General features: G+C 61.8%; 17 protein-coding genes and 1 pseudogene. 10 read left to right on the top strand and 8 right to left on the bottom strand.

The window, feature by feature from the left end:
- Positions 1-2: 2 nt before the first annotated feature.
- Complete coding sequence (locus tag J3P86_RS19420) at positions 3-734, top strand: adenosylcobinamide-GDP ribazoletransferase (RefSeq protein ID WP_434698654.1); 732 nt, start codon at positions 3-5, stop codon at positions 732-734.
- Positions 735-753: 19 nt separating this feature from the next.
- Here the strand turns inward: J3P86_RS19420 and J3P86_RS19415 are convergent.
- Positions 754-1,449, bottom strand: a pseudogene (locus J3P86_RS19415) (SDR family oxidoreductase); the annotation flags it as partial.
- 140 nt (positions 1,450-1,589) lie between these two features.
- Here J3P86_RS19415 and J3P86_RS19410 point away from each other — a divergent pair.
- Positions 1,590-2,429 carry an NEL-type E3 ubiquitin ligase domain-containing protein gene (locus J3P86_RS19410; RefSeq protein ID WP_434631189.1) on the top strand — a complete coding sequence of 280 codons (840 nt, stop codon included), beginning with the start codon at positions 1,590-1,592 and terminating at the stop codon, positions 2,427-2,429.
- Between the two features lie 409 nt (positions 2,430-2,838).
- Here the strand turns inward: J3P86_RS19410 and J3P86_RS19405 are convergent, their stop codons facing one another.
- Positions 2,839-5,064, bottom strand: coding sequence for an autotransporter outer membrane beta-barrel domain-containing protein (locus J3P86_RS19405; RefSeq protein ID WP_434698653.1), 2,226 nt, complete (start codon positions 5,062-5,064; stop codon positions 2,839-2,841).
- A 765-nt stretch (positions 5,065-5,829) separates the two neighbouring features.
- Here J3P86_RS19405 and J3P86_RS19400 point away from each other — a divergent pair.
- The 3 genes from J3P86_RS19400 to J3P86_RS19390 all read left to right on the top strand — a co-directional run bounded on the left by J3P86_RS19400 (position 5,830) and on the right by J3P86_RS19390 (position 8,229).
- On the top strand, positions 5,830-6,234 hold the full coding sequence (locus J3P86_RS19400; RefSeq protein WP_434601539.1) for a MarR family winged helix-turn-helix transcriptional regulator: 405 nt from the start codon (positions 5,830-5,832) through the stop codon (positions 6,232-6,234).
- Positions 6,235-6,295: 61 nt separating this feature from the next.
- Complete coding sequence (locus J3P86_RS19395; protein WP_434658117.1) at positions 6,296-7,495, top strand: MFS transporter; 1,200 nt, start codon at positions 6,296-6,298, stop codon at positions 7,493-7,495.
- Between the two features lie 182 nt (positions 7,496-7,677).
- The gene (locus J3P86_RS19390) at positions 7,678-8,229 is read left to right on the top strand and encodes a glutathione peroxidase (RefSeq protein WP_434572462.1); all 552 of its coding nucleotides are present in this window, start codon (positions 7,678-7,680) and stop codon (positions 8,227-8,229) included.
- A gap of 90 nt (positions 8,230-8,319) precedes the next feature.
- Here the strand turns inward: J3P86_RS19390 and J3P86_RS19385 are convergent, their stop codons facing one another.
- The 3 genes from J3P86_RS19385 to J3P86_RS19375 all read right to left on the bottom strand — a co-directional run bounded on the left by J3P86_RS19385 (position 8,320) and on the right by J3P86_RS19375 (position 10,721).
- Positions 8,320-9,594 carry an OmpP1/FadL family transporter gene (locus J3P86_RS19385; RefSeq protein ID WP_305499461.1) on the bottom strand — a complete coding sequence of 425 codons (1,275 nt, stop codon included), beginning with the start codon at positions 9,592-9,594 and terminating at the stop codon, positions 8,320-8,322.
- 144 nt (positions 9,595-9,738) lie between these two features.
- Positions 9,739-10,221 carry a hypothetical protein gene (locus J3P86_RS19380; protein ID WP_434698652.1) on the bottom strand — a complete coding sequence of 161 codons (483 nt, stop codon included), beginning with the start codon at positions 10,219-10,221 and terminating at the stop codon, positions 9,739-9,741.
- Between the two features lie 275 nt (positions 10,222-10,496).
- On the bottom strand, positions 10,497-10,721 hold the full coding sequence (locus J3P86_RS19375; protein ID WP_007898912.1) for a hypothetical protein: 225 nt from the start codon (positions 10,719-10,721) through the stop codon (positions 10,497-10,499).
- 933 nt (positions 10,722-11,654) lie between these two features.
- Between J3P86_RS19375 and J3P86_RS19370 the strand changes: the two genes are divergently transcribed.
- The gene (locus J3P86_RS19370) at positions 11,655-11,978 is read left to right on the top strand and encodes a sel1 repeat family protein (protein WP_434572466.1); all 324 of its coding nucleotides are present in this window, start codon (positions 11,655-11,657) and stop codon (positions 11,976-11,978) included.
- A 175-nt stretch (positions 11,979-12,153) separates the two neighbouring features.
- Entirely contained in the window at positions 12,154-13,542 is a 1,389-nt protein-coding gene (gene rmuC / locus J3P86_RS19365; protein WP_434700663.1) for a DNA recombination protein RmuC, read from the top strand.
- A 177-nt stretch (positions 13,543-13,719) separates the two neighbouring features.
- Here rmuC and J3P86_RS19360 read toward each other — a convergent pair whose 3' ends face one another.
- Both J3P86_RS19360 and J3P86_RS19355 read right to left on the bottom strand, forming a co-directional pair.
- Positions 13,720-17,190, bottom strand: coding sequence for a hybrid sensor histidine kinase/response regulator (locus J3P86_RS19360; protein WP_434601537.1), 3,471 nt, complete (start codon positions 17,188-17,190; stop codon positions 13,720-13,722).
- Between the two features lie 252 nt (positions 17,191-17,442).
- Positions 17,443-17,982 (bottom strand): TetR/AcrR family transcriptional regulator, encoded by a 540-nt coding sequence (locus J3P86_RS19355; protein ID WP_305499468.1) that lies wholly within the window; start codon positions 17,980-17,982, stop codon positions 17,443-17,445.
- A 102-nt stretch (positions 17,983-18,084) separates the two neighbouring features.
- Between J3P86_RS19355 and J3P86_RS19350 the strand changes: the two genes are divergently transcribed.
- The 3 genes from J3P86_RS19350 (at position 18,085) to J3P86_RS19340 (ending at position 22,487) form a co-directional block, all read left to right on the top strand.
- Positions 18,085-19,278 (top strand): MFS transporter, encoded by a 1,194-nt coding sequence (locus J3P86_RS19350; protein ID WP_434629094.1) that lies wholly within the window; start codon positions 18,085-18,087, stop codon positions 19,276-19,278.
- A gap of 104 nt (positions 19,279-19,382) precedes the next feature.
- Complete coding sequence (locus J3P86_RS19345) at positions 19,383-20,531, top strand: TDT family transporter (RefSeq protein ID WP_434698650.1); 1,149 nt, start codon at positions 19,383-19,385, stop codon at positions 20,529-20,531.
- Between the two features lie 81 nt (positions 20,532-20,612).
- A complete protein-coding gene (locus J3P86_RS19340) occupies positions 20,613-22,487 on the top strand; it encodes an MFS transporter (RefSeq protein WP_434572475.1) in 1,875 nt (624 codons plus the stop codon).
- Between the two features lie 103 nt (positions 22,488-22,590).
- On the opposite strand, the gene sugE is transcribed toward J3P86_RS19340, so the two are convergent.
- Complete coding sequence (gene sugE, locus J3P86_RS19335; protein ID WP_305499474.1) at positions 22,591-22,905, bottom strand: quaternary ammonium compound efflux SMR transporter SugE; 315 nt, start codon at positions 22,903-22,905, stop codon at positions 22,591-22,593.
- Between the last annotated feature and the right edge of the window lie 102 nt (positions 22,906-23,007).

Genomic DNA, 23,007 nt, shown 5'->3' with positions numbered 1-23,007 from the left:
AGATGTTGCCTTTCTGGATCGCCCTGCAGTTTCTCAGCAGCCTGCCGGTGCGCTTGCCGGGCATGCCCGAACCTGCGCAACTGGGTCGTTCGCTGCTGTTCTATCCGCTGGTAGGGGTGATGTTCGGCGGCTTGCTCTGCGGGCTCGATGCCTGGTTGTCAGGCGCACCGTTGCTGCTGCATGCGGCGCTGCTGCTGGCGGCCTGGGTGTTGCTCAGTGGCGGCCTGCACCTCGATGGCCTGGCGGACAGCGCCGATGCCTGGCTCGGTGGTTTCGGTGATCGCGAGCGTACGCTGCTGATCATGAAGGACCCGCGCAGCGGACCGATCGCGGTGGTCACCCTGGTGCTGGTGCTGTTGCTCAAATTCAGCGCGTTGCTGGCGCTGATCGAACAGCAGCAGACCTTGGCGCTGCTCATCGTGCCGGTACTTGGGCGTGGTGCGTTGCTGGCGCTGTTCCTCACCACGCCCTATGTACGTGCCGGTGGCTTGGGCCAGGCGCTCGCCGACCACCTGCCACGCCGCGTCGGTTGGCAGGTGCTGTGCGCCGTTGCGCTGGCCTCCGGGCTGGTGGCGGGCTGGGCCGGCCTGGTGGCGTTGCTGGTCGCGGCGCTGGGCTTTATCGGCTTGCGCCGGATAATGCTGCGCCGCTTGGGCGGGTGCACCGGAGACACGGCGGGGGCCTTGCTGGAACTGCTGGAGATGGCGGTTCTGGTGGCCTGGGCATTGAGCTGATTACAGGACGGCGCCGAGATCAATCGACAAACAGGTCGGGTGTCAGCGGGCCGCCTTGCGGGTCGTAGCGGTACTGTCCGAACTCGGTCTGGCCTTGTTCCGCCAGCAGCTCTTCATCAATCAGCAGGCGGCCGGTGACGTGGCGATTGCTGCTGGAGAGAATGGCATGGGCGGCGTCGGCCATGATCGCGGGGGTTCGGGCGCGCTTGAAGGCCTGGCGTCCGCCGAGTTCGAACTCGATGGCGGCGGTGGCGATGATGGTCTTCGGCCATAGCGAGTTGACGCTGATGCCGTATTTCTCGAACTCATCGCTCATGCCGAGGGTGAGCATGCTCATGCCGTACTTGGTGACGGTGTAGGGTGCGTGCTGGGCGAACCAGCGGGACGACAGGCTCAGCGGTGGCGAGAGGTTGAGGATGTGGCCGCCGCTGCTGCGCTTGAGGTAGGGCAGGGCCGCCTGGCTGCAGACCATCACTGCACGCGTGTTGATCTGATACATCAGGTCGAAGCGTTTGGGCACAAGATGCTCGACGCCCATGAGCCGAATCGCTCCCGCGTTGTTGACCAGGGCATCGATACCGCCGAAGTGTTCGGCGGCCCTGTCCATGGCCGCGCCTACCGCCGTCTCGTCGCGCACGTCCAGTTGCAGGGGCAAGGCCCTGCCGCCGGCGGCTTCCCCGCTGGATAGACGCACACTTGCTATCGAGCCTGGAAGAACTCGACCTGTCCGAAAATCTCCTCACCCACATTCCGGAAGATGTATTCAGCAACGGAGGCAATCACCAGGCATCCACCGAAGTAGTGCTGGCCGGCAACCCGCTCGATCCCGAGCTTTCCCAGCGATTGCTCGACTCGATGGCCGCGGTGCAGCCGGGTATCCCTCGCTTTACCTTCGAACTGGATGACTTGCAGCTTGATCATTTCGCTCAACCGGGACCGGTCCCTACGCCCAGTGTCGACCCATGGCTCGAAGGACTCGATGAACTCGAAGCGGCACGTCGCCGGCAACTATGGCAAGACATCGGGCGGGCAGGCGCTTCGAACCTCATGACCATGATCAATCAACTGCGGCAAACCAACGATTTTTTCCACGCTGCCCGCCGACCTGAACTGATCGGCTCGGTCTGGACGGTCCTTGAACAAGCTGGCAACGACGCGGTGTTGCGGCGCCGATTGAATGATATGGCCGAGGAGGGCGCGCGGATGCGCGCGCAGGGGGAAACCTGTGTGGATGGCTTGCGTGTCGAATTCGCCCGGATCGAAACCGAGGCCATGGTTCATCAGGCGCTGCCGGCCGGCATGCCGGAGGAGCAACGAGGGGCCTGGTTCTACCAGCGGCTACGGGCCAAGTATCGGGCCGATGCGGTCGAGGTCATTGCCAATCGGCAGGCCGGGGGACGTGATGTTGCCGAGGTACGCATGGCTTACCTGATCGGCACGCGCGAGCCCCTCGGCCTTCTTGTCGCGCCTGGAAGCATGGCATTTGCCGGCGCTGCCCGGATCAGGCACGGCGAGCTGTCCAGGGTGGTACAGATTGTTCTGGAGGAGGAGCGCTTGGGAGGCCTGCTCAACTACGGCCAGCTCCAGCCATTCTGGACCCAGTACCTGCGCGAACGTTACGCCGCTCGTTTCGCTCGCCTCGAAACCGAGTATCGGCAACCCGGCAACAACCGGTCGGCGCTGATCTCAACGTAATAATCATCCGCTCGCATAGGCAGTACCCATGTTCGGGTAGCGATGATATTGCCTTCGTCATCGTCAAGGAAAACATCCACCCGCTCCTCACCCGTTAGCGGAGGAGATTCGTACCAGGGCTTGAACTCTAGCCTCAAGGGGTTGCTCGGGTCACTCCAGGCCGTACGGTGCAGCAGGTTCGGCTCCCCCCCGGGAATATCAGGCAGTGGTTTGGGCTGTGTCCAGGGCGCGGTCATCGTGCACGGGAGCTGGTTGAACTGGGCTGATGACATCTTTCATGTTCTCCGTTGCTGGCAATCAGAATCCCCAGTCCCGAGAGCGGGGCATCACACGCTTGATGAACACTCGAATGCCGCAGGGGGCAAACGCCAGGGTCGCCCCCCGACGTTTGGCGCCCGTTCAGCCCGCGCTACCAGAGATAGCGCACGCCGATGTTGGCTCCCCACGGCTGATCGATCTTGTCGCCGTTGCTGTAGTCAAAATCGGCGTGGATTGCGACTTTGTCGGTCAAGGTCATTGCAACACCGACGCCCAACTCGCCACGGGAGCCCGAGAGGTCGTTATTGAAGACGTTGTTGTTGACCTCGACTTCGTTGTTCTTGGCGAACTCATGGACATAGGCTGCACGCAGGTAGGGTTGCACCGTCTTGCCTTCAGCAAGCCTGAAAGTGCGCCCGGCGGTAGCGCCCGCCTTGCCCAGGATTGAACGGGTGCGACTGCCTTCGGCAGCCAGGTCGTTGTTCAGATCGTAATCCTTGCCTTGGATAACGACGCCGGAAAGCTGGGTGAACGGCTCGATGAAGTAATCATCCGCCAGTTTGATATGACGACCGACTTCCAGGGAGGCACCAACGCCATGGTTGTTGTAGTCGCCCTTGGCCTTTTTGCCATCGCTCAGTTGTACATCGGACTTGTTCTGGAAACGGTTGAACTTGATGACGGCATCCAGGTAGTAGCCGCTCTGCTGATCCAGCCAAGTAGTGTAGGCACCCAGGTAATAGCTGTTGACCGTGCCGCTGGTACCCCGGCTCAAATCCAGGTCGGACTGGCTGTAGCCCCCCAACAGCCCGACGAGCCACTGCCCATCGCCGAACGGCAAGGGCGCATCGGCACCGAACGACACCCCTTGCTGGACTTGCTGATAAGCCAGGCCGGAACTGGCACTGACGTCGAATTTGTTGCCGTAGGAGCGCATCCAGCCGCCGGCCTTGTCGGGGTTCATACGCACCTCGCCCATGCGACTGCGCAATGTACTCAACTCGCCGTACCATACGGTTGGAGCGGTATTGAACAGCGCCAGCACCGAGCGCGTACCAGGACTGAACACTCGGGACGTGGTGTCCAGGTACCAATCATTGTCACCATGCTTGACCAGGTCGTAGGAATAGGTCCCGAGATCCACTGCACCATCGAGCAGAGAAAATTGCGCATCGCCGTCTGCGATATGCACCACCGGGATACTGCCTGGCGCGAGTGGATCCTGGCCACTGCTGCCCATGAGAATGGTATGGCGGCCGGTCGCGGTGCCGGTGACTTCGAGCGTATCGACTTGGCCGGTGGCGAAATCGACGTCCATGATGAAATTGCCAGTCCCGGACAGATTGCCTACCGAGAGCTTATAGAACTCGGTAGGGCTACCCAGCTGAACGTTGCCGCCATCCAGGGTCAAGCTATCCACCACGCCGTCCTCGACCATCGCCCAGGTCGCACCGCTGTTGACCGCGAGCGCATCGACGTTGATCAGCCGGCCGGTCAGGCTCGCGCCCTGCTCCAGGGTCACGTTGGCCGTGCTGGTGTCGTCGGCACGGATGTCGCCGACCAGCTTGGTGTTGCTGTTGCCCACCCGCAGGTTGCCCTCGGCGCCACGGCGCACATCCATCAGGATACCGTTGCTGGCGGTCAGGGTAGAGCCGTTGAGTACGGCGATATCGGCCTGCACCGGTCCTACACCCAATGTGTCGACCAGAATCGCCGAGCCGTTGAGCCCTTCCACGTGGGTATTGTTCAACTCCAATGTACCGGGTACGTCCAGCCTGGCATCGCCGGCAAAAAGAATTCCCTCGCTGCTGCCACTGATGCGGCTGTCTACGGCCGTTACGCTGCCGTTGAAGATGCGCAGGCCATCACCGCTGCTTCCGGTTCCGGTTCCGCTGCCTGACAGTGTCGAGCGCAGCACCGTCAAGGTGGTCAAGGCATTGACGCTGGCGCCGGCGATCGCGCCGCTGATGAGGCTATCGGAGACGGTTACGCTGGCCCCCTTGGTCGCGGCCGTATCGCTGGAGAGCGCCAATCCGGTGCGGTCGCTGGAGGAGATATTGCTTTGGGCGATGCTCGCTGTGCCCGCCACAACGTGGACGCCACTTTCGTCCGTGGCCTGTACCGCTGCGCCAGTGAGATTCAGGGTCGATTCATTGACCAGGATATCCCGGGTCTGGGCGCCGTTGACGTTCAGCGTCGAGGCACCATTCAACACATAATTGTCCGCAGGCGTGCTGTTGTCGATGGTCAGGACTTCCCCGGGAACGAGCACCCGCGCTGCCAGGGCAACGTCGGAAAACAACCAGAGCGGTGCGCAGGAGAGCAGTTTCAAAGTACGGGACAAAGGATGCAGCTTGAACGAGCGAGCAGTGGACATAGGGCACCATCGGCGAGGAGTTACAGAAGGCGGCGCAGGCTATAGGGCAGGATGCGACCCGTATGTAGGATTTTTCCGAAATGTGCCGAGAGAACATCAAAGCCATGACAGACAGTCGCCTCGACAAGGCAGCTGTCTGTCGCGCAGCGATGATTGTCAGGTCAAGGATTAGCCGGGACGTTGCAGCTGCCTTCCCCCTGCGCTAGCCCTACCTTGGTGTTGGTTGGAGTGGACTTGGCAGGTTTACCTTCAATGAGATAGGCCACTTCGCCTTTACCTATCTGGTTGGCTGGGTCCCAGATTGGCAGGATATGAACGCCATACGGCTCGATGAGCCAAACGATGCCTTGCTCGGCCTGCTCTTGGGTTATGTTGGAAAAAGTAGCTGTCTTGAAGGCGAGAGGCAGCGGTGTCGGATAGAGCCTGCTGGCGAACGACTTGAAGCAGTGCTGGCTTGGTACATGATTGAATCTCCCATTCATCATCATTGATGGCGTGGACGCGGTGCTGTCCTGCTGTCGCTTGCACGGCGCCCCCCAGGCCTGGGTCAGGACTGGGGATACCTCCTTATATCGGGATTCAATCCCGGCAGAACCTGTCAGGATTGACAGGTGCGGACTTTAAGCAGGTCACTGGGAAAAGGCTGTCAGGCCGAGGCCACGCAGCTTGTAGGACATATCGCTGGGACTTGCTTGCCGTGTGTTGGAGCAGTGACATTCCTTGAATTAACTTGCGTTAACTTAATCGCGGGTATATACACGCACCATGCTTGCCTCTCAATGTTTGTGCATCAACCTGCGTCGTGCCGCCCGTGGCGTCAGCAGGTATTACGACGGCGCCCTCGACGGCTTCGGGATCAACGTTGCCCAGTATTCTCTGCTGAACAACCTGGCGCGCCTGGACCAGCCGAGCATTTCTTCCCTGGCCGAGGCCATGGGCCTGGACCGCAGCACGCTGGGGCGCAACTTGCGGGTGCTGGAAGGCGAGGGCCTGGTGAAGCTCGCCGAGGGCGAGGATCTGCGCAACCGTATCGTCGAGCTCACCGAGGCCGGACGTGCCCGACTGGCGGCGGCGCAGCCGGCCTGGGAAACGGCGCAACAGAAACTGATCGACAAGCTGGGCGCGGAAAAGCGTGCGACCCTGTTGGCCTTGCTGGATGAACTGGCGTGATGCCGGTTCGTCCGCTGATAAGTGGGTATATACCCGCGACCGGAGAACAATAATGACATCGATGTGGCGTACCTGTGGTTGGGTCCTGGTGGGCAGTGCGCTGATCCTGGCGTTATCGCTGGGTGTGCGACATGGCTTTGGCCTGTTTTTGGCGCCGATGAGCGCGGATTTCGGCTGGGGCCGCGAGGTGTTTGCCTTCGCGATCGCCTTGCAGAACCTGATCTGGGGCCTGGCGCAGCCGTTTACCGGCGCGCTGGCCGATCGCTTCGGCGCGGCGAAAGTGGTGCTGATCGGTGGCGTTTTATACGCGCTCGGGCTGGTCTTGATGGGCATGGCCGACTCGCCCTGGTCGCTGTCGTTGAGCGCCGGTCTGTTGATCGGCATCGGCCTGTCCGGTACCTCGTTCTCGGTGATCCTCGGCGTGGTCGGGCGGGCCGTGCCAGCGGAAAAACGCAGCATGGGCATGGGCATCGCCAGCGCCGCCGGCTCCTTCGGCCAGTTCGCCATGCTGCCGGGCACGCTGGGCCTGATCGGCTGGCTCGGCTGGTCCGCCGCGCTGCTGGCGCTGGGTCTGTTGGTGGCGTTGATCGTGCCTTTGGTGAGCATGCTCAAGGACGCACCGGCGCCCCTGTCCGGGCATGAGCAGACGCTATCCGAAGCGTTGCGCGAGGCTTGCAGTCATTCGGGGTTCTGGCTGCTGGCCGTGGGCTTTTTTGTCTGTGGTTTCCAGGTGGTGTTCATCGGTGTACACCTGCCGGCCTACCTGGTCGATCAGCACTTGCCGGCCAGTGTCGGCACAACGGTGCTGGCGCTGGTCGGGTTGTTCAATATCTTCGGCACCTACACGGCCGGCTGGCTGGGTGGACGGATGTCCAAGCCGCGGCTGCTGACCGCGTTGTATCTGGCGCGGGCGGTGGTGATCGGCCTGTTCCTTTGGCTGCCGGTGACCACGACCACGGCCTATGTCTTCGGCATGGCGATGGGCTTCCTCTGGCTGTCGACGGTGCCGTTGACCAACGGTACGGTTGCGACCCTGTTTGGTGTGCGAAACCTCTCGATGCTTGGTGGGATGGTGTTCCTGTTTCACCAGTTGGGATCGTTCCTGGGAGGCTGGCTGGGCGGGGTGGTGTACGACCGCACCGGCAGCTATGACCTGATCTGGCAAGTGTCGATCCTGCTCAGCCTGTTGGCGGCGGCATTGAACTGGCCGGTGCGCGAACGCCCGGTGGCGCGCCTGCAAGCGCAGGCCGGTGCCGCATGAGCCGCGTCGGTCCGTGGTTGGTCGCGGCCGGCGCCGCGCTGTTGCTGGCCTTCGCCTGGTGGGGCTGGCACCAGGGCGGGTTGGCGTTGATGCAATTGGGCATGGGTAACTGCTGAACAATGGACGGCGTCGGGCGGGCGGAGTAACGTCCTGGTCTGACAGGCTTTCAAGGAAAATCCGACATGCTGATGCGCTGGCTTGCTGTTCCCACCCTGTTGCTGGCTGCGGCCGGGCAAGTTTGGGCGGCTGATTGTCCGCCGCTGCTGGAGGGCTCGCTGCCCAAGCTGCGGGCCAAGGAAACCATCGACCTGTGCCAGCGCTTCGCCGGCAAGCCCCTGGTGGTGGTCAACACCGCCAGCTTCTGTGGTTTTGCACCGCAGTTCAAAGGCCTCGAAGCGCTGAACCAGCACTATAAGGGGCAAGGGCTGGAAGTGCTGGGCGTACCCTCTGACGATTTCAAGCAGGAGTCCAAGGATGGCGCGGAGACGGCCAAGGTCTGCTACGTCAACTACGGCGTGACCTTCACCATGACCGAGCCGCAGCCAGTGCGCGGCGCGGACGCGATCCCCTTGTTCAGGCACCTGGCCGAACAGTCCAGCGCGCCGAAATGGAATTTCTACAAGTACGTTGTAGATCGCCAGGGCAGGGTGGTCGGCAGTTTTTCCAGCCGGATCAAACCCGACGATCCTGACTTCATCAAGGCAGTGGAAACGGCCATCGCTTCGAAACCCTGACCGCCAGCCACGAAAAAGCCCCGCCTCTTTGCAGAGCGCGGGGCTTTTTTTCGCTTCAGCTGGCGAAGTGTTCAGCTTCGCCGTGAATCATCAGAAGCGGTAGGTTGCACCGACACCAAAACCGTTGGCGCTGTTTTCGTATTCAGCGTTGTAGGCCTGACCCAAGGCGTTGCTGCGGTTGACGTTGACTTTTTCTTCCTTGAGGTAGGAATAGGCCACGTCGATGGTCAGGTCGTCGGTCGGGCTCCAACCGGCACCCAGGCTGAAGATGGTCCGGTCGCCGGTAGGGATGCGTGGCGAGCGGTCTTCGTTGTTGGCAGGCGACTGGTCGAACGTCAGGCCGGTGCGCAGCACCCACTGTTTGTTCAACTGGTAGGACGTACCGATGGCGTAGGCCCAGGTGTCGTGCCAGTTCTGTTCTTCGGTGATGGTGCCGAAGAGGGCTGGGTTCAGGGCTCCGCCGCCGGTCAGGTCGTTATCGACGGTGATGTCCTTCAGGCGGCTCCAGCGGGTCCAGGTGCTGCCTGCATAGACGGTCCAGGCGTCATTGATTTCCTGGGTAACCGAGAAGTCCACCGATTCAGGCGTGGTGATGTCCAGCGAAGCGTCATAACGTGCGCGGCTCAACAGAAAGCCCGGCGTACCGGCGCCCGGGCTCACTTCGGTGTGGCCTTCGAGCTTGTACTTGACCTTGGAGTGGTAGGTCAGGCCGACACGGGTGCTGTCGGTAGCCTGGACCATCAAGCCGATGTTGTAGCCGTAGCCGATGTCATCGCCCTTGATCTTGACGTTGCCGTCGTTAGGCGAGAACGGTGTGGTCAGTGCCGATTCCAGTGAGCCGGAAATACGGTTGATGGTCGGGCCGAAACCAATCGAAACCTTGTCGTTGAAGGCGTAGCTGATGGTTGGCTGGAAGGTCACGACCTTCACTTCGCTCTTGCTGCCGAAGTTGCGGCCCTGGAAGCTGTTTTCATAATCGGTGATCAGGCCGAACGGGGCGTAGACACCCAGGCCGAATGCCCATTTGTCATCGATAGGCTTGACGTAGTAGCCCATCGGAACGCCGGTGAACGGAACCATGTCGCCGTCGTTGGTGCCGGAGCGGGTACCGCTGGCATCGTTGATATCGGTGGACGCGTCGATCACGGCGAAGCCGCCGGTCACTTGCTCGCGCTTGAGGCGCGACATACCGGCAGGGTTGCCAAACACGGTGCTTGCATCATCGGCAGAAGAAGAACGACCCGCGAAGCCAGTGCCCATGCCACTGATGCTTTGTTCGTTCAGGGCAAAACCACTGGCAAAGAGTTGGGTGGATGCCAAGGTAACGGCAAGGCCAAGGGTGGTTTTGAGCATCATTTTTTTCATTGTTAGAACTCCAGGTGATCACCGACGCGAAAATTACCAACATTTTCCTTCAAGCGCTATAGCTTGTATGGCTTGATTTAGAGGGGTTTTGTAGGACAATCTGACCAAATTCACTGAAGTTGTAGGAACTTTCTGATTTTCCATTCAGCAAGCGACCTGATTCAGTGGGGTAACACAGTTTTGCCAGGCATAGGTGAAATCTCGCAGGCGTCCCTGGGGGTGAAAAGTCTGCCGCCAGATCCGCGCCATGCCCAACAGGTCGCCGGCCTCGGGCAGCGGTGTGGCCTGCTCCTCCACCAGCAGCCAGGCGATGGCCGTGGCGTAGCGCAGGTTGACGGTCAGTTCCAGATGGGGACCGCTCAGGAACGCATGCTGGCTCGCCAGGCCGCGTACCAGGCTGGCCCGCTCCGGGTCCAGCGCCAGATAGTCGTCCCACAAGGCTTGGTGGCGAGGTTCGGTGATGCGGTACAAGCCGTGCCCGCGCCGGTCGTGCAGCGCCGCGCCGAGGCCGGACTGGCTGGCGGCAATGCCCAGCAGCAAGGTCTCCGCCGTCGTGCTGTGACTCCCCAGGTAGAGGAGCGTCGGACGGATCACGTATCGACACAGTTCGCTGGCAGCGATACCCATAAAACCCTCGAGACGGGAAAAGGGGCGAAGCCTGAAGATGTGGCCTTGGCAGCAGTGGATCGGTTCAGGCTCCGCCGGAAGCGGATCAGGCCGCTTGACTTGAAGTGTAGTGTCATATCCCTGCTGTAAAGGACTGTTTTTAAACCATCTTCATCGAACGGTTATGGTCGTTATAGCGCTTTGTACTTAAGCCGTTGCGCTTTATCGAGAAATGCCAGGCAATAAAAAACCCCGCTTTTCGGGGCGGGGTCTTCGGTTTCAGCTTTTCGGGCGTCTCAGGCAACCAGTGCCTGGCGGGTACGCTCGATCACGGCCTGCAGCGGTTCTGCGCTGGAGTACTGGTCGGGATACAGGCGTTCGCTGTGACGGGCGATGCCGTGTTCGTTGACCAGCGTGAAGCTGAAGCAGCCTTTGCGAGCGGCCATGATCAGGCAGTTCATTGGGGCAAAAGCGTTGGTCAGGGTGCGGATGGCATCCTGGGTATGGATTTGAGTAGACATATTATGGGTGTTCCTGCAAATGACACGGTTAAGAACCGTGCCGCGTTAAAACGTTCCAGTAACGTCGACCACCATTGGTCGAACGAAGAACCCGACTGGAACAAAGCAGCCAGTTTGAGCGCTATAAAAAGGCGCGCTTGGGCTGGCAGGTAGGTACTTAGGAGGGCAGGCAGCACATCAAGGGCAAAGGTTCTGGGCCCGGGGTGAAGATCCTGATCAATTTTGCAGGTTGGTTCGGTCAGAGTAACGAGCCTGGCAGGCACCCTTTGCATTCGATCAAAGGCAGTGCTGACGCAAGATTTACCTGGAAACCATCGAGGGGGTCGGTCTCTTTTTATCGGTGGGGCTGCCCTTGAGGGTGGCTGACCGTGGAGATGTGTTCGACCCGGAATTGACTTTCAGCTTGGTACTAACGCAGCGGATACTAACGGATCGGAATACCGAAGGGAAGGCCATCGATCAATAAATATTCAAACCCGACCAGTGGGACGCCGCGCTCTGCCTTGCGTGGCTGGCGAGCCCGGGCGATCAGCCAAGGCACTCTCCCAGGTTATCCCCCAGGTCCCACCTCTGCGAATGCCTCAAAAAGCGCGGCGATATAACCGTTCGCGTGTTACTTGTGCACACTTGCTACGAGGCTTGTCACCGAACTGTCATGTAGGAACATTCTGAGGTGGGTGCCTGTATCCAAAATTTAAGTCAATGAAAAACATCGCTTTTTTTAGCTGGTGAAAAAATCGTCAGTTTGAGCGCAGGCCCCGTTCCACAGGGCTTGCGGCGAGTTCAGGGTAGGTTGTCCACTGAGTTATCCACAGCTTCTGTGGATTGTCCCAAGCGCTTGCTCTAGGACGGGCGTGCCGGTTTTTTTCGACTTTACCCGTACGAAAAAAGGAGTAGAGTGGCGCGCCTTCTGACCTGTCACCGTAGTGCGTTATGAAGTTCCGCTCAGTATCAAATCCTGTTACCTCCACACCCCAGGGTGTTACCCCACCCAAGCGTATTTCGATGCGCGTGGCCGAATGGTTACTCGACAGCCCGCGCCTGGGGGACAGCCCCAGCGTCAAGCACCTGGCCGGCCGCCTGCTCAAGCAACCGGCCCGTGAAGGCGTGGTGGCGGCCCAGAGCCGTCTCGGCCAGCTGATGTGCCGCGAATGCGGTAACGCGCGAGACCGGCGTATTGGCCAGGACCTGCTGCGCCAGGCTGCCCGGGCAGGTGATCACCGCGCTCGCCAGGCGTTGGGTGAAATCGAAGACTGAGCTGGGCAACGCCGGGTTGCTTGGTTAACCTTCGGGCTTTATTTCATCCGCGGAAATTGTCATGGCTATGGATTTGACCAGCCTGTTGCTTGGTCTGGCGGGCGCTGCGCTGCCGTTGCTGGCCCTGGCCTGGCATCTGCAACGACAGGCCAGCGCGGCGCAGACCGAACTCGCCCTGCTGGAAGAACGCCTGGCGACCGCGCACATGGCCCACGACGGGTTGAACGCCCAGCTGGATGCTTGCCGCGACGAAATCAGTGACCTGAGCCAGGCCAATGCCGCCAAACAGGCCGAGCTCGCGGCGGCCAGTCGCGAAGTCGAATTGCTGCAGATCGAGCGCGACAATGCTCGGGACGCGGCCCACGCCTGGAATCTCGAACGGGCCAACAAGGAAGCGGAACTGCGGCGGCTCGATGCCCAGGCGGCTTCGTTGCGCGCCGAGCTGCGCGAGCAGCAGGAAAGCCATCAGCAGCGCCTCAATGACCTGCAAGGTTCGCGCGACGAGCTCCGGGCGCAGTTCGCCGAGCTGGCCGGGAAAATCTTCGACGAACGTGAACAGCGCTTCGCCGAAACCAGCCAGCAGCGTCTGGGACAACTGCTCGATCCGCTGAAGGAGCGCATCCAGTCGTTCGAGAAACGCGTCGAGGAAAGCTATCAGGCCGAGGCTCGTGAGCGGTTCTCCCTGGGCAAGGAGCTTGAGCGCTTGCAGCAATTGAACCTGCGCCTGAGTGATGAAGCCACCAACCTTACCCGTGCCCTCAAGGGGCAGAAAACCCAAGGCAACTGGGGCGAGCTGATCCTCGAGCGGGTGCTCGAACACGCAGGCCTGGAAAAGGGCCGCGAATACCAGACCCAGGTCAGCCTCAAGGGCCCGGACGGTGAGCGTTTCCAGCCGGACGTGTTGATTTACCTGCCCGGCGACAAACAGGTAGTAGTCGATTCGAAGGTCAGCCTCACGGCTTACCAGCAATACGTCGCCGCCGAAGATGACGCCATCGGCCAGCTCGCCCTCAAGCAGCATGTCGTGTCGTTGCGAGCCCACGTCAAGGGCTTGGCCGGCAAGGACTACAAGCGCCTCGACGGTTTGCACAGCCTGGATTTCGTGTTGCTGTTCGTGCCGATCGAGGCCGCGTTTTCCGCCGCGCTGCAAGCCGAGCCGACCCTGTTCCAGGAAGCCTTTGACCGCAACATCGTGATCGTCAGCCCGACGACGCTGCTGGCGACATTGCGGGTCATCGACAGCTTGTGGAAGCAGGAGCGTCAGAGCCAGAACGCCCGGGAAATTGCTGAGCGCGCCGGATGGCTGTACGACAAGTTCGTGCTGTTCATCCAGGACCTCGATGAAATCGGCAATCGCCTGCAGCAACTGGACAAAGCCTACAGCGCCGCGCGCAACAAGCTGACGGAAGGGCGCGGCAACCTGATCAGCCGCAGCGAGCAACTGAAATTGCTCGGCGCCCGGGCGAGCAAAAGCCTGCCGACGGAGCTGCTGGAACGGGCAATGGCGGATGTGGATGGGTTGCCTGAGGTGGCGGAAGAAGGCCCCGCGAAGGTACAGGACTGATTCCAGTTCCAGTGCACACTGCGAAACTGTGGCGAGGGGATTTATCCCCGTTCGGCTGCGCAGCAGTCGCAAATCGGCTAACAAGGTTTCGTCTGGTAGGCTGCGGTCTGGCCATGGGGTTGCTGCGCAACCCAGCGGGGATAAATCCCCTCGCCACAGGAGACCGTGCCCCCTTGATTACAACGGCAAATGCCGACTCAACAACGCCCGCAACGCCGCCGGCTTCACCGGTTTGGCCAGGTAATCCAGCCCCGCCGCATGCACTTGCGCCACCGTCTCCGGCCGGCCGTCGGCGCTGATCACCACCCCCGGCACCGGCTCGCCCAGGCGCGTGCGCAGCCAGGCCATCAGCTCGGTGCCCGTCTCGCCGTCGTCCAGATGAAAATCCACCAGGGCCAGTTGCGGACGCCCGCCCTGGGCGAGCCAGCGCTCGCACTCTTCGCGGTTGCGCGCGGTCCAGACCTGGCACCCCCAGCGCGTCAGCAAACTGCTCATGCCGATCAGGATACTGTCTTCGTTATCCACACACAGCACCTGGGCCCCGCTCGGCAATTGGCCGTTGGGTTCGGGCGCGGCACTGGGAGCAGCGGCCTGGGTGCTGGCCAACGGCACGCTGACACTGAACACGCTGCCGCGCCCTAGCCAGGAACGCACGCGCAACCTGTGATCAAGCACGCGGCACAGGCCATCGGCGATCGCCAGGCCCAGGCCGAGGCCTTTTTCGGCGCGGGTCTGATGGCTGTCGAGGCGTTTGAACTCTTCGAAAATGACCTGCTGTTTGTCTTCGGCAATGCCGGGGCCGCGATCCCAGACCTCCAGGCACAGCTCGCCCTGGCGGCGGCGCACACCCAGCAGCACGGGACCTTTGGCGTAGCGGAAGGCATTGGTGAGGAAGTTCTGCAAGATCCGCCGGAGTAGCTTGATGTCGCTGTCGACCCGCAGGCGCGAGCCACGAACGCGAAACTTGAGCCCTTGCTCCTGGGCCAGCACGGTGAATTCGGCGCCCAAGGTATCGAACAGGTCGTTGAGCACGAAGGGCTTGCGATCGGGGTTGATCTTGCCGTTCTCCAGGCGGGAGATGTCGAGCAGGTCGGTGATCAGGTCCTCCGCCGAACGCAGCGAGCTGTCCAGGTGCTGCACCAGTTGCCGGGCTTCGCCGGGCAGGCTGTCATGCTGGTGGGACAGCGCGGCGGAAAACAGCCGCGCGGCATTCAGGGGTTGCATCAGGTCATGGCTGACGGCGGCAAGGAAGCGGGTCTTGGACTGATAGGCGGCTTCTGCGGTGCTCTTGGCCTCGGTCAGCGCCAGGTTCAGCTGCGACAGTTCCCGGGTGCGCTCGGCCACCCGTTGCTCCAGCCCTTCGTTGGCCTCGGTCAAGGCTTGGGCGGCTTCGCGGAACGCGGTGATGTCAGTGAAACTCATGACAAAGCCGCCGCCGGGCATCGGGTTGCCGATCAGCTCGATCACCCGGCCGTTGGGGAACAGCCGTTCCGAGGTATGCGCGCGGCCCTGGCGCATCCAGTGCAGGCGCCGGGCGACATGGACCTCGGCCTCGCCGGGCCCGCAGAGGCCGCGTTCGGCGTTGTAGCGGATGATGTCGGCAATTGGCCGGCCGACGCTGATCAGGCCGTCGGGGTAATTGAACAGCTCAAGATAGCGACGGTTCCAGGCCACCAGCCTGAGGGACTGGTCGACCACGCTGATGCCCTGGGTGATGTTTTCGATGGCGCCTTGCAGCAGCGCGCGATTGAACTGCAGCACCTCGGACGCTTCGTCGGCGATCCGCACGACGTCCTCCAGTTGCATCTCCCGCCCTTCAATTGCCGCCTTCACCACCGCCCGCGTCGAAGAGGCGCCCAGCACACCGGCCAGCAGGCGCTCGGTGTGGGCGATCCACTCGCTGTCGGCGTTCTGGCTCGGGTTGAAACCTTTGCCCTGGCGGTAGGCGAAACGGATGAAGCTCTGCCGCGCGCGCTCTTCGCCGACGAACCGGGCGGCCAGTTGCAGCAGATCGTCGATCTGTACCGCGAGCATCGAACGAGGGTTGGGGCGGGCGCTGATTTCCTGGCCGATGAAGCGCCCGGCCTGCCAGTGCTCCGACACGCGGGTGCGGGACAACACCGAGACCCAGGCGAACAGGATGAAATTGCCGGCCAGGGACAAAACCACCCCTTGCGTCAGCGGAGTAATCGGCAGGTCCAGCGGGTTGCCGTGCAGCCAGGCCAGGCCGGGAAAACTGCTCAGTGACCAGCCCAGGCTGTGGGCGGCGATCGGCAGCACCAGCGTATAAAACCAGAGGAAAATTCCCGTGGCGAGACCGGCGAACACGCCGCGTCGGTTCGCCTGTTTCCAGTACAGCGCGCCGAGCATCGCGGGCGCCAGTTGAGTCACGGCGGCGAAAGCGATCTGGCCGATGGTCGCCAGGCTCGCCGTCGACCCCAGCAGCCGGTAACTGACGTAAGCCAGCAGCAGGATCACGACGATGCTCACCCGGCGTACCGACAGCATCCACTGGCGGAACACCTCGAAGGGCCGCTCGGCGTTGTTGCGGCGCAACAGCCAGGGCAGCAGCATGTCGTTGGAGACCATGGTCGACAGGGCGACACTCGCCACGATCACCATGCCGGTGGCGGCCGACGCGCCGCCGATGAACGCCAGCACCGCCAGGGCCGGGTGGGCCTGGGCCAGCGGCAGGCTGATGACGAACGAATCCGGCAGTACCGAACTGGGCAACATCATCTGCCCGGCCAGGGCGATCGGCACCACGAACAGCGCGGCCAGCGCCAGGTACGCGGGAAACACCCACTTGGCCAGGCGCAGGTCCTGGGGGTCGATGTTCTCGACCACGGTCACATGGAATTGCCGGGGCAGGCAGATGATCGCCATCATCGCCACGCCGGTTTGCACGACCATGGACGGCCAGTTGATGGTTTCCTTCCAGTATTGCTCCAGGCGGGGCGCCAGCATCGCCTGGTTGAACAGGTCATCAAAACCGTCATAGAGGCCAAACGTGACAAACGCGCCGACGGCCAGGAAGGCGAACAGCTTGACCAGCGACTCGAAGGCAATCGCCAGGACCATGCCGCGATGGTGCTCGGTGGCGTCCAGGTTGCGGGTACCGAAGACGATGGTGAACAGCGCCAGGATCAGCGAGACGATCAGGGCGGTGTCCTGGGCCCGGGTGCCCATGGCGTCGGCGCCGGCGCCGATCAGCAGATTCACCCCGAGCACGATGCCCTTGAGCTGCAAGGCGATGTAGGGCAGTACGCCGACCAGGCAGATCAGGGCCACCACAATCGCCAGGGACTGCGACTTGCCGTAGCGGGCGGCGATGAAGTCGGCGATGGAGGTGATGTTCTCCTGCTTGCTGATCATCACCATTTTCTGCAGGACCCACGGCGCGAACACCAGCAGCAGGATCGGCCCGAGGTAGATCGGCAGGAACGACCAGAGCTGTTCGGCGGCCTGGCCCACGGCGCCAAAGAAGGTCCAGCTGGTGCAATAGACTGCCAGCGACAGGCTGTAGACCCAGGCCCGCACGCGCGGCGGCAACGGCGTGCTGCGTCGGTCGCCGTAGAAGGCGATGGCAAACATGATGGCCATATAGGCCAGGGCGACAACGGCAATCAGCCCGCTGGACAGCGACATGGAAACTCCCGGACAAATATCCCCGGGCTCGGGCCCGGCACGACAGTCTCGCATGCCCGCTCGGGTTCGTCAGTGTCGACCAAGGTCGGGGCGCGGCGGGGTGTCGCGGGTGGGGTGGAGTGCTCGGGTTATCGGGTGTTCTTTTGGGCCTCTTCGCGAGCAGGCTCGCCCCCACAGTGGATCTGCGGTGCACACAGATCGCGTGCCCGCTGGAGATCCCATGTGGGAGCGAGCCTGCTCGCGAAAGCGGCCTTACTGACCCAACGCTATGTCAACCAACCGATACAACTCCTCAACCTCCAGCGGCGCAGTGGCAAACAGGATACGAAACACCGTCGGCGCCACGATCACATTCACCAGCCGCTCGATGCCCGGATTCGGCTCATCGGGATAGCGGTCCAGGATGATCTGCAACTGACCGCTGATAATGCCCACGCAATAACCCGGCGTGGCGCAGGCCTGGATATCGCGCATCATGTTGCGGCCGGGCTCGGAACTCATTTCGTCCAGATACTGCTCCGCCCAGGCACGCAAGTCGCCGCGCAGGCTGCCGGTATTGGCCGGCTCGCCGTCCGGACGCATGCGTGCGATGGCGACATCCGCCAGCAGCGCTTGCAGATCGCCCCAGCGCCGATAAATGGTGGACGGCGTCACCCCGGCGCGCGCGGCGATTTGCGGCACGGTCAGGCTGGCGCGATCCTGCTCCTGCAATAACGCGCGAACGGCCGAATGAATCGACTCCTGGACCCGGGCGCTTCTGCCGCCGGGGCGTAAACCTTCTTTAATAGCCATGAATCGGACCTTAACACAAAGAATTTGCTTTAAGCGCATGCCAGTAGCACACTCCGCAAAAGCAAAAAATTAGCTTTTGTGAATGCCTTGTGGAGCGTGCCCATGTCTCGTCCAGCTTCGACCCGCGCCAGCCTGATATTTCTGGCGCTCACCTTGCTCGGCTTCCTGGCGGCGTCCAGCGCGCCGACGCCGTTGTATCACCTCTATCAGGAACATATGCAGTTTTCCCCGGCGATCCTGACACTGATCTTCGGCGTGTACGCGTTCAGTCTGCTGGCGGCTTTGCTGGTCGTCGGTTCGCTGTCGGATTACCTCGGTCGCAAGCCAGTGATCTTTGCGGCATTGCTGCTCAACATGCTGGCGATGCTGCTGTTTATCAACGCCGACAGCGTCGCCTGGTTGATCGGTGCGCGTTTGATTCAAGGTTTTGCCACCGGAATGGCCACCAGTGTATTGGGGGCGGCGTTGCTGGACTTCGATCGTCAGCAGGGGCCGCTGATCACCAGCGTGGCGCCATTGCTCGGCATGGCGTGTGGCGCGATGGGCTGCGGCCTGCTGGCTGAGTTCGCGCCGATGCCGCTGCAATTGACGTATTGGCTGCTGCTGGCATTGTTTCTCCTCCAGGCGATTTACCTGTGGCGCCTGGCGGAAAGCGTCAGCCCGCAGCCCGGGGCCTGGCGATCGTTGCGCCCGACTTTGCACGTACCTGTCCAGGCCCGGCGCGCCTTGTGGCTGATATTGCCTCTGGACCTGGCGGCTTGGGCGGTCGGGGGATTCTATTTGTCCCTCGCGCCGTCACTGGTGCGGGCCGCGACCGGTTCGACATCGAACCTGATTGGCGGCGCGCTGGTGGCTGTGCTCACCCTCAGTGGTGCCTTGTCGATCTACACGCTGCGTAACCGGGCGGCAAGAACGATGCTGCGGCTTGGCGCCAGCCTATTGGTGCTCGGCCTGGGCCTGGTATTGACCGCCGTACACACGGCCAGTCTGCCGTGGTTTTTCATTGGCACCTTGATCACTGGCAGCGGTTTTGGCGCGGGATTCCTCGGCGCCCTGCGCAGCATCATGCCGCTGGCCTTGCCCCACGAACGGGCCGGCCTGATGTCGGCGTTCTACGTGCTCAGTTACCTGGCCTTCAGCCTGCCTTCGTTGCTGGCGGGAAACCTCACGCGTATTTTCGGACTGATTCCGACCACCGATGGCTACGGCGTCGTGCTGATTGTGATGGCAGTCGGTGCGCTGGCGGGCTTGCTGCGCCAGCCTGCAAAACCGCTGGCGGAGGGGGTGGGGTCGTGAGCGCTTATCTGTAAAACAGAATAGATATAGAGAAATTACCCGTTATATAGATATTCTTTTCAGTTCTAGCATGGCTTTACCTCATCCGATAACGAGGATTGACCATGACTTGCTGCGCTGCGAAAAACCGTTTACGCCCGCTGAGCCACTTGGCCGGACCCTTGGAGGCCGTCCGACAATTCACCCCGAACTGGTTCGCCGCCACCATGGGGACTGGCGTGCTGGCATTGGCCCTGGCGCAAGTGCCAGGCGGCAATGCCGGATTGCACGCATTTGCTGAAGGGCTGTGGTTGTTCAACATTTTCCTGTTTGCACTATTCACCGGGCTGTACGGCGCTCGCTGGATGCTTTTTTTCAACGAGGCCCGGCGAGTTTTCGGCCATTCGACGGTCTCGATGTTTTTCGGCACCATTCCCATGGGCCTGGCGACGATCATCAACGGCTTTCTGGTGTTCGGGTTGCCGCGCTGGGGGGATGGCGTGGTGGCGGTGGCAGAAGTGTTGTGGTGGATCGACGTGGTGATGTCGCTGGCCTGCGGCGTGCTTATTCCGTTCCTGATGTTCACCCGCCAGGAGCACCGCATCGACCAGATGACCGCCGTGTGGCTGTTGCCCGTAGTGGCCGCCGAGGTGGCCGCTGCCAGTGGCGGGCTACTGGCGCCACACCTTGGCGACGCCCATGCGCAATTGGTCATGTTGGTCACCAGCTACGTGCTGTGGGCATTTTCGCTACCGGTGGCGTTCAGCATTCTGACCATCCTGCTGCTGCGCATGGCCCTGCACAAACTGCCGCATGAAAACATGGCCGCCTCGAGCTGGCTGGCCCTCGGCCCCATCGGCACGGGCGCCTTGGGCATGTTGCTGCTGGGTGGCGAGGCACCGCTGATTTTCGCCGCCAATGGCTTGCCGGGCGTGGGCGAGGTTGCCTCGGGGCTGGGGCTGGTGGCCGGCATCACCCTGTGGGGCTTGGGTTTGTGGTGGATGTTGATGGCGCTGTTGATCACCGGGCGCTATCTGCGCGAAGGCATCCCGTTCAATCTCGGCTGGTGGGGTTTTACCTTTCCCTTGGGCGTGTACGCACTGACCACGCTGAAACTGGCGAGCGTGCTGGGGCTGGTATTTTTCAACCTGCTGGGTTGCGCATTGGTGGTGGTGCTGGCGGTGATGTGGCTGATCGTCGCTCGGCGCACGGTGCTGGGCGCCTGGCACGGTGAGTTGTTCGTGTCGCCTTGTATTGCGGGGCTGGGGAAATAATCGTCAAAGACAGGTAATGTGTGGCCTGGATCGAAAAAGCGTCATTCCAATAAGCGTCCAAGCCACTCAGGAACATGGAAGATGAGTCACCCCTCGCAGTTCACCTTGCTTCGCACGCGGCGTTTCCTGCCGTTCTTCATCACACAGTCCCTCGGCGCGTTCAACGACAATATCTTCAAGCAGTCGCTGATCCTCGCCATCCTCTATAAATTGACCATCGAGGGTGATCGCTCGATCTGGGTCAATCTGTGCGCGCTGCTGTTCATCCTGCCGTTCTTCCTGTTCTCGGCGCTGGCGGGCCAGTTCGGCGAAAAATTCGCCAAGGATGCGTTGATTCGCCTGATCAAGCTTGGCGAAATCGCGATCATGGCGGTCGGCGCGGTGGGTTTCCTGTTCGATCATCTGTGGCTGATGCTGGTGGCGCTGTTCGCCATGGGCACGCACTCGGCGCTGTTCGGGCCGGTGAAATATTCGATCCTGCCGCAAGCCCTGCGCGAGGATGAGCTGGTCGGCGGCAACGGCCTGGTGGAGATGGGGACGTTCCTGGCGATCCTCGCCGGCACCATCGGCGCCGGGATCATGATGTCCTCGGCCAATTACGCGCCCGTGGTCTCGGTGGCGATTGTCGGCATTGCCGTGGCCGGTTACCTGGCCAGCCGCGGCATTCCACGGGCGGCGGCCGCTTCGCCGCAGATGCGTTTGAACTGGAACATCTTCAGCCAGTCCTGGGCGACCCTGAAGCTGGGCCTCGGGCAGACCCCGGCGGTGTCCCGCTCGATTGTCGGCAATTCCTGGTTCTGGTTTGTCGGCGCGATCTATCTCACCCAGATCCCGGCCTATGCCAAGGAATGGATGCACGGCGACGAAACCGTCGTGACGCTGATCCTGACGGTGTTTTCGGTGGGGATCGCCCTGGGCTCGATGCTCTGCGAAAGGCTCTCGGGGCGCAAAGTGGAGATCGGCCTGGTGCCGTTCGGTTCGTTCGGGCTGACGGTGTTCGGCTTGCTGTTGTGGTGGCATTCCGGTGGAATCCCCGCCAGCGTCGACGGCCACGGCTGGCTGCAAATTCTGGGTTTCGGCCACGCCTGGCTGGTGCTGATCGATATCCTCGGGCTGGGTATCTTTGGCGGTTTCTACATCGTGCCGCTGTATGCATTGATCCAGTCGCGCACCGTTGAAAACGAGCGGGCGCGAGTGATCGCCGCCAACAACATCCTCAACGCCTTGTTCATGGTGGTCTCGGCGATCGTTTCCATCGTCCTGCTGAGCCTGGCCAAGCTGTCGATCCCGCAGCTGTTCCTGGTGGTGTCGCTGCTGAACATCGGCGTCAACGCCTACATTTTCAAGATCGTCCCCGAGTTCAGCATGCGTTTCATGATCTGGCTGCTCAGCCATTCCATGTACCGCGTGGAGCATCGCAACCTGCAAGCGATCCCGGATGAGGGAGCAGCGTTGCTGGTGTGCAATCACGTATCGTTTGTCGATGCCTTGCTGATTGGTGGCGCGGTGCGTCGGCCGATTCGTTTTGTCATGTACTACAAAATCTACAACCTGCCGATCCTGAACTTTATCTTCCGCACCGCCGGGACCATTCCGATTGCCGGGCGCCAGGAGGATATCCACATCTATGAAAAAGCCTTCAGCCGCATCGCCCAATACCTGAAGGACGGTGAGCTGGTGTGCATCTTCCCTGAAGGAAAGTTGACCGCCGACGGTGAGATCAACGAGTTCAAGAGCGGGCTGACGCGCATCCTTCAAGAAACCCCGGTGCCGGTGATTCCCTTGGCATTGCAGGGCTTGTGGGGCAGCTTTTTCAGCCGTGATCCGAGCAAGGGGCTGTTTCGGCGGTTCTGGTCGCGGGTGACGCTGGTGGCGGGGACGGCGGTGGCGGTCGAGGCGGCGGAGCCGGCGAAGTTGCAGGCGTTGGTCGGAGAGTTGCGCGGGGCGGTCAGATAACAGGTGATCTTGTGGGCCTCTTCGCGAGCAGGCTCGCTCCCACCCTTGACCGAGTGAATGCGGTCGAATGTGGGAGCGAGCCTGCTCGCGAAGGTGTAGTGGCTTAAGCGCTGACCTTTAGCCCGACCAGCCCGGCTATGATCAGCGCAACGCTGGCCAGGCGAATCAGTGCCATCGACTCGCCAAACAGGATGATCCCGGCGATCACCGTGCCGACGGCACCGACCCCGGTCCAGATGGCATAGGCGGTGCCCAGCGGCAACTCCTTCATCGCCAGGCCGAGCAGGCCGAGGCTGATCGCCATGGCGGCGATTGTCAGTGCGGTAGGGAGCGGGCGGCTGAAGCCGTCGGTGTACTTCAGGCCGACAGCCCAGCCGACTTCGAACAGGCCGGCGAAAAACAGAATGATCCAGGACATCACACACCTCATCGATGGATGGGGTCGTCCCCGGATAAAAACTTCATGGCGTTGCGGGGTCGTCCCCGCATTGGGCGCAAGAGTGCCCAATGCTGACTATTC

Origin of the sequence: Pseudomonas sp. D1-1 (genome assembly GCF_051132225.1) — a bacterium.
GTDB lineage: Bacteria > Pseudomonadota > Gammaproteobacteria > Pseudomonadales > Pseudomonadaceae > Aquipseudomonas.
This window is presented reverse-complemented; position numbering and strand designations above follow the sequence as displayed.

Excerpts from the sequence above, each read along its gene's own strand:
- J3P86_RS19420 (WP_434698654.1), top strand. The coding sequence starts at position 3 with ATGTTGCCTTTCTGGATCGCCCTGCAGTTTCTCAGCAGCCTGCCGGTG.
- J3P86_RS19410 (WP_434631189.1), top strand. The coding sequence starts at position 1,590 with ATGGCCGCGGTGCAGCCGGGTATCCCTCGCTTTACCTTCGAACTGGAT.
- J3P86_RS19405 (WP_434698653.1), bottom strand. The coding sequence starts at position 5,064 with ATGTCCACTGCTCGCTCGTTCAAGCTGCATCCTTTGTCCCGTACTTTG.
- J3P86_RS19400 (WP_434601539.1), top strand. The coding sequence starts at position 5,830 with ATGCTTGCCTCTCAATGTTTGTGCATCAACCTGCGTCGTGCCGCCCGT.
- J3P86_RS19395 (WP_434658117.1), top strand. The coding sequence starts at position 6,296 with ATGTGGCGTACCTGTGGTTGGGTCCTGGTGGGCAGTGCGCTGATCCTG.
- J3P86_RS19390 (WP_434572462.1), top strand. The coding sequence starts at position 7,678 with ATGCTGATGCGCTGGCTTGCTGTTCCCACCCTGTTGCTGGCTGCGGCC.
- J3P86_RS19385 (WP_305499461.1), bottom strand. The coding sequence starts at position 9,594 with ATGAAAAAAATGATGCTCAAAACCACCCTTGGCCTTGCCGTTACCTTG.
- J3P86_RS19380 (WP_434698652.1), bottom strand. The coding sequence starts at position 10,221 with ATGGGTATCGCTGCCAGCGAACTGTGTCGATACGTGATCCGTCCGACG.
- J3P86_RS19375 (WP_007898912.1), bottom strand. The coding sequence starts at position 10,721 with ATGTCTACTCAAATCCATACCCAGGATGCCATCCGCACCCTGACCAAC.
- J3P86_RS19370 (WP_434572466.1), top strand. The coding sequence starts at position 11,655 with ATGAAGTTCCGCTCAGTATCAAATCCTGTTACCTCCACACCCCAGGGT.
- J3P86_RS19360 (WP_434601537.1), bottom strand. The coding sequence starts at position 17,190 with ATGTCGCTGTCCAGCGGGCTGATTGCCGTTGTCGCCCTGGCCTATATG.
- J3P86_RS19355 (WP_305499468.1), bottom strand. The coding sequence starts at position 17,982 with ATGGCTATTAAAGAAGGTTTACGCCCCGGCGGCAGAAGCGCCCGGGTC.
- J3P86_RS19350 (WP_434629094.1), top strand. The coding sequence starts at position 18,085 with ATGTCTCGTCCAGCTTCGACCCGCGCCAGCCTGATATTTCTGGCGCTC.
- J3P86_RS19345 (WP_434698650.1), top strand. The coding sequence starts at position 19,383 with ATGACTTGCTGCGCTGCGAAAAACCGTTTACGCCCGCTGAGCCACTTG.
- J3P86_RS19340 (WP_434572475.1), top strand. The coding sequence starts at position 20,613 with ATGAGTCACCCCTCGCAGTTCACCTTGCTTCGCACGCGGCGTTTCCTG.
- sugE (WP_305499474.1), bottom strand. The coding sequence starts at position 22,905 with ATGTCCTGGATCATTCTGTTTTTCGCCGGCCTGTTCGAAGTCGGCTGG.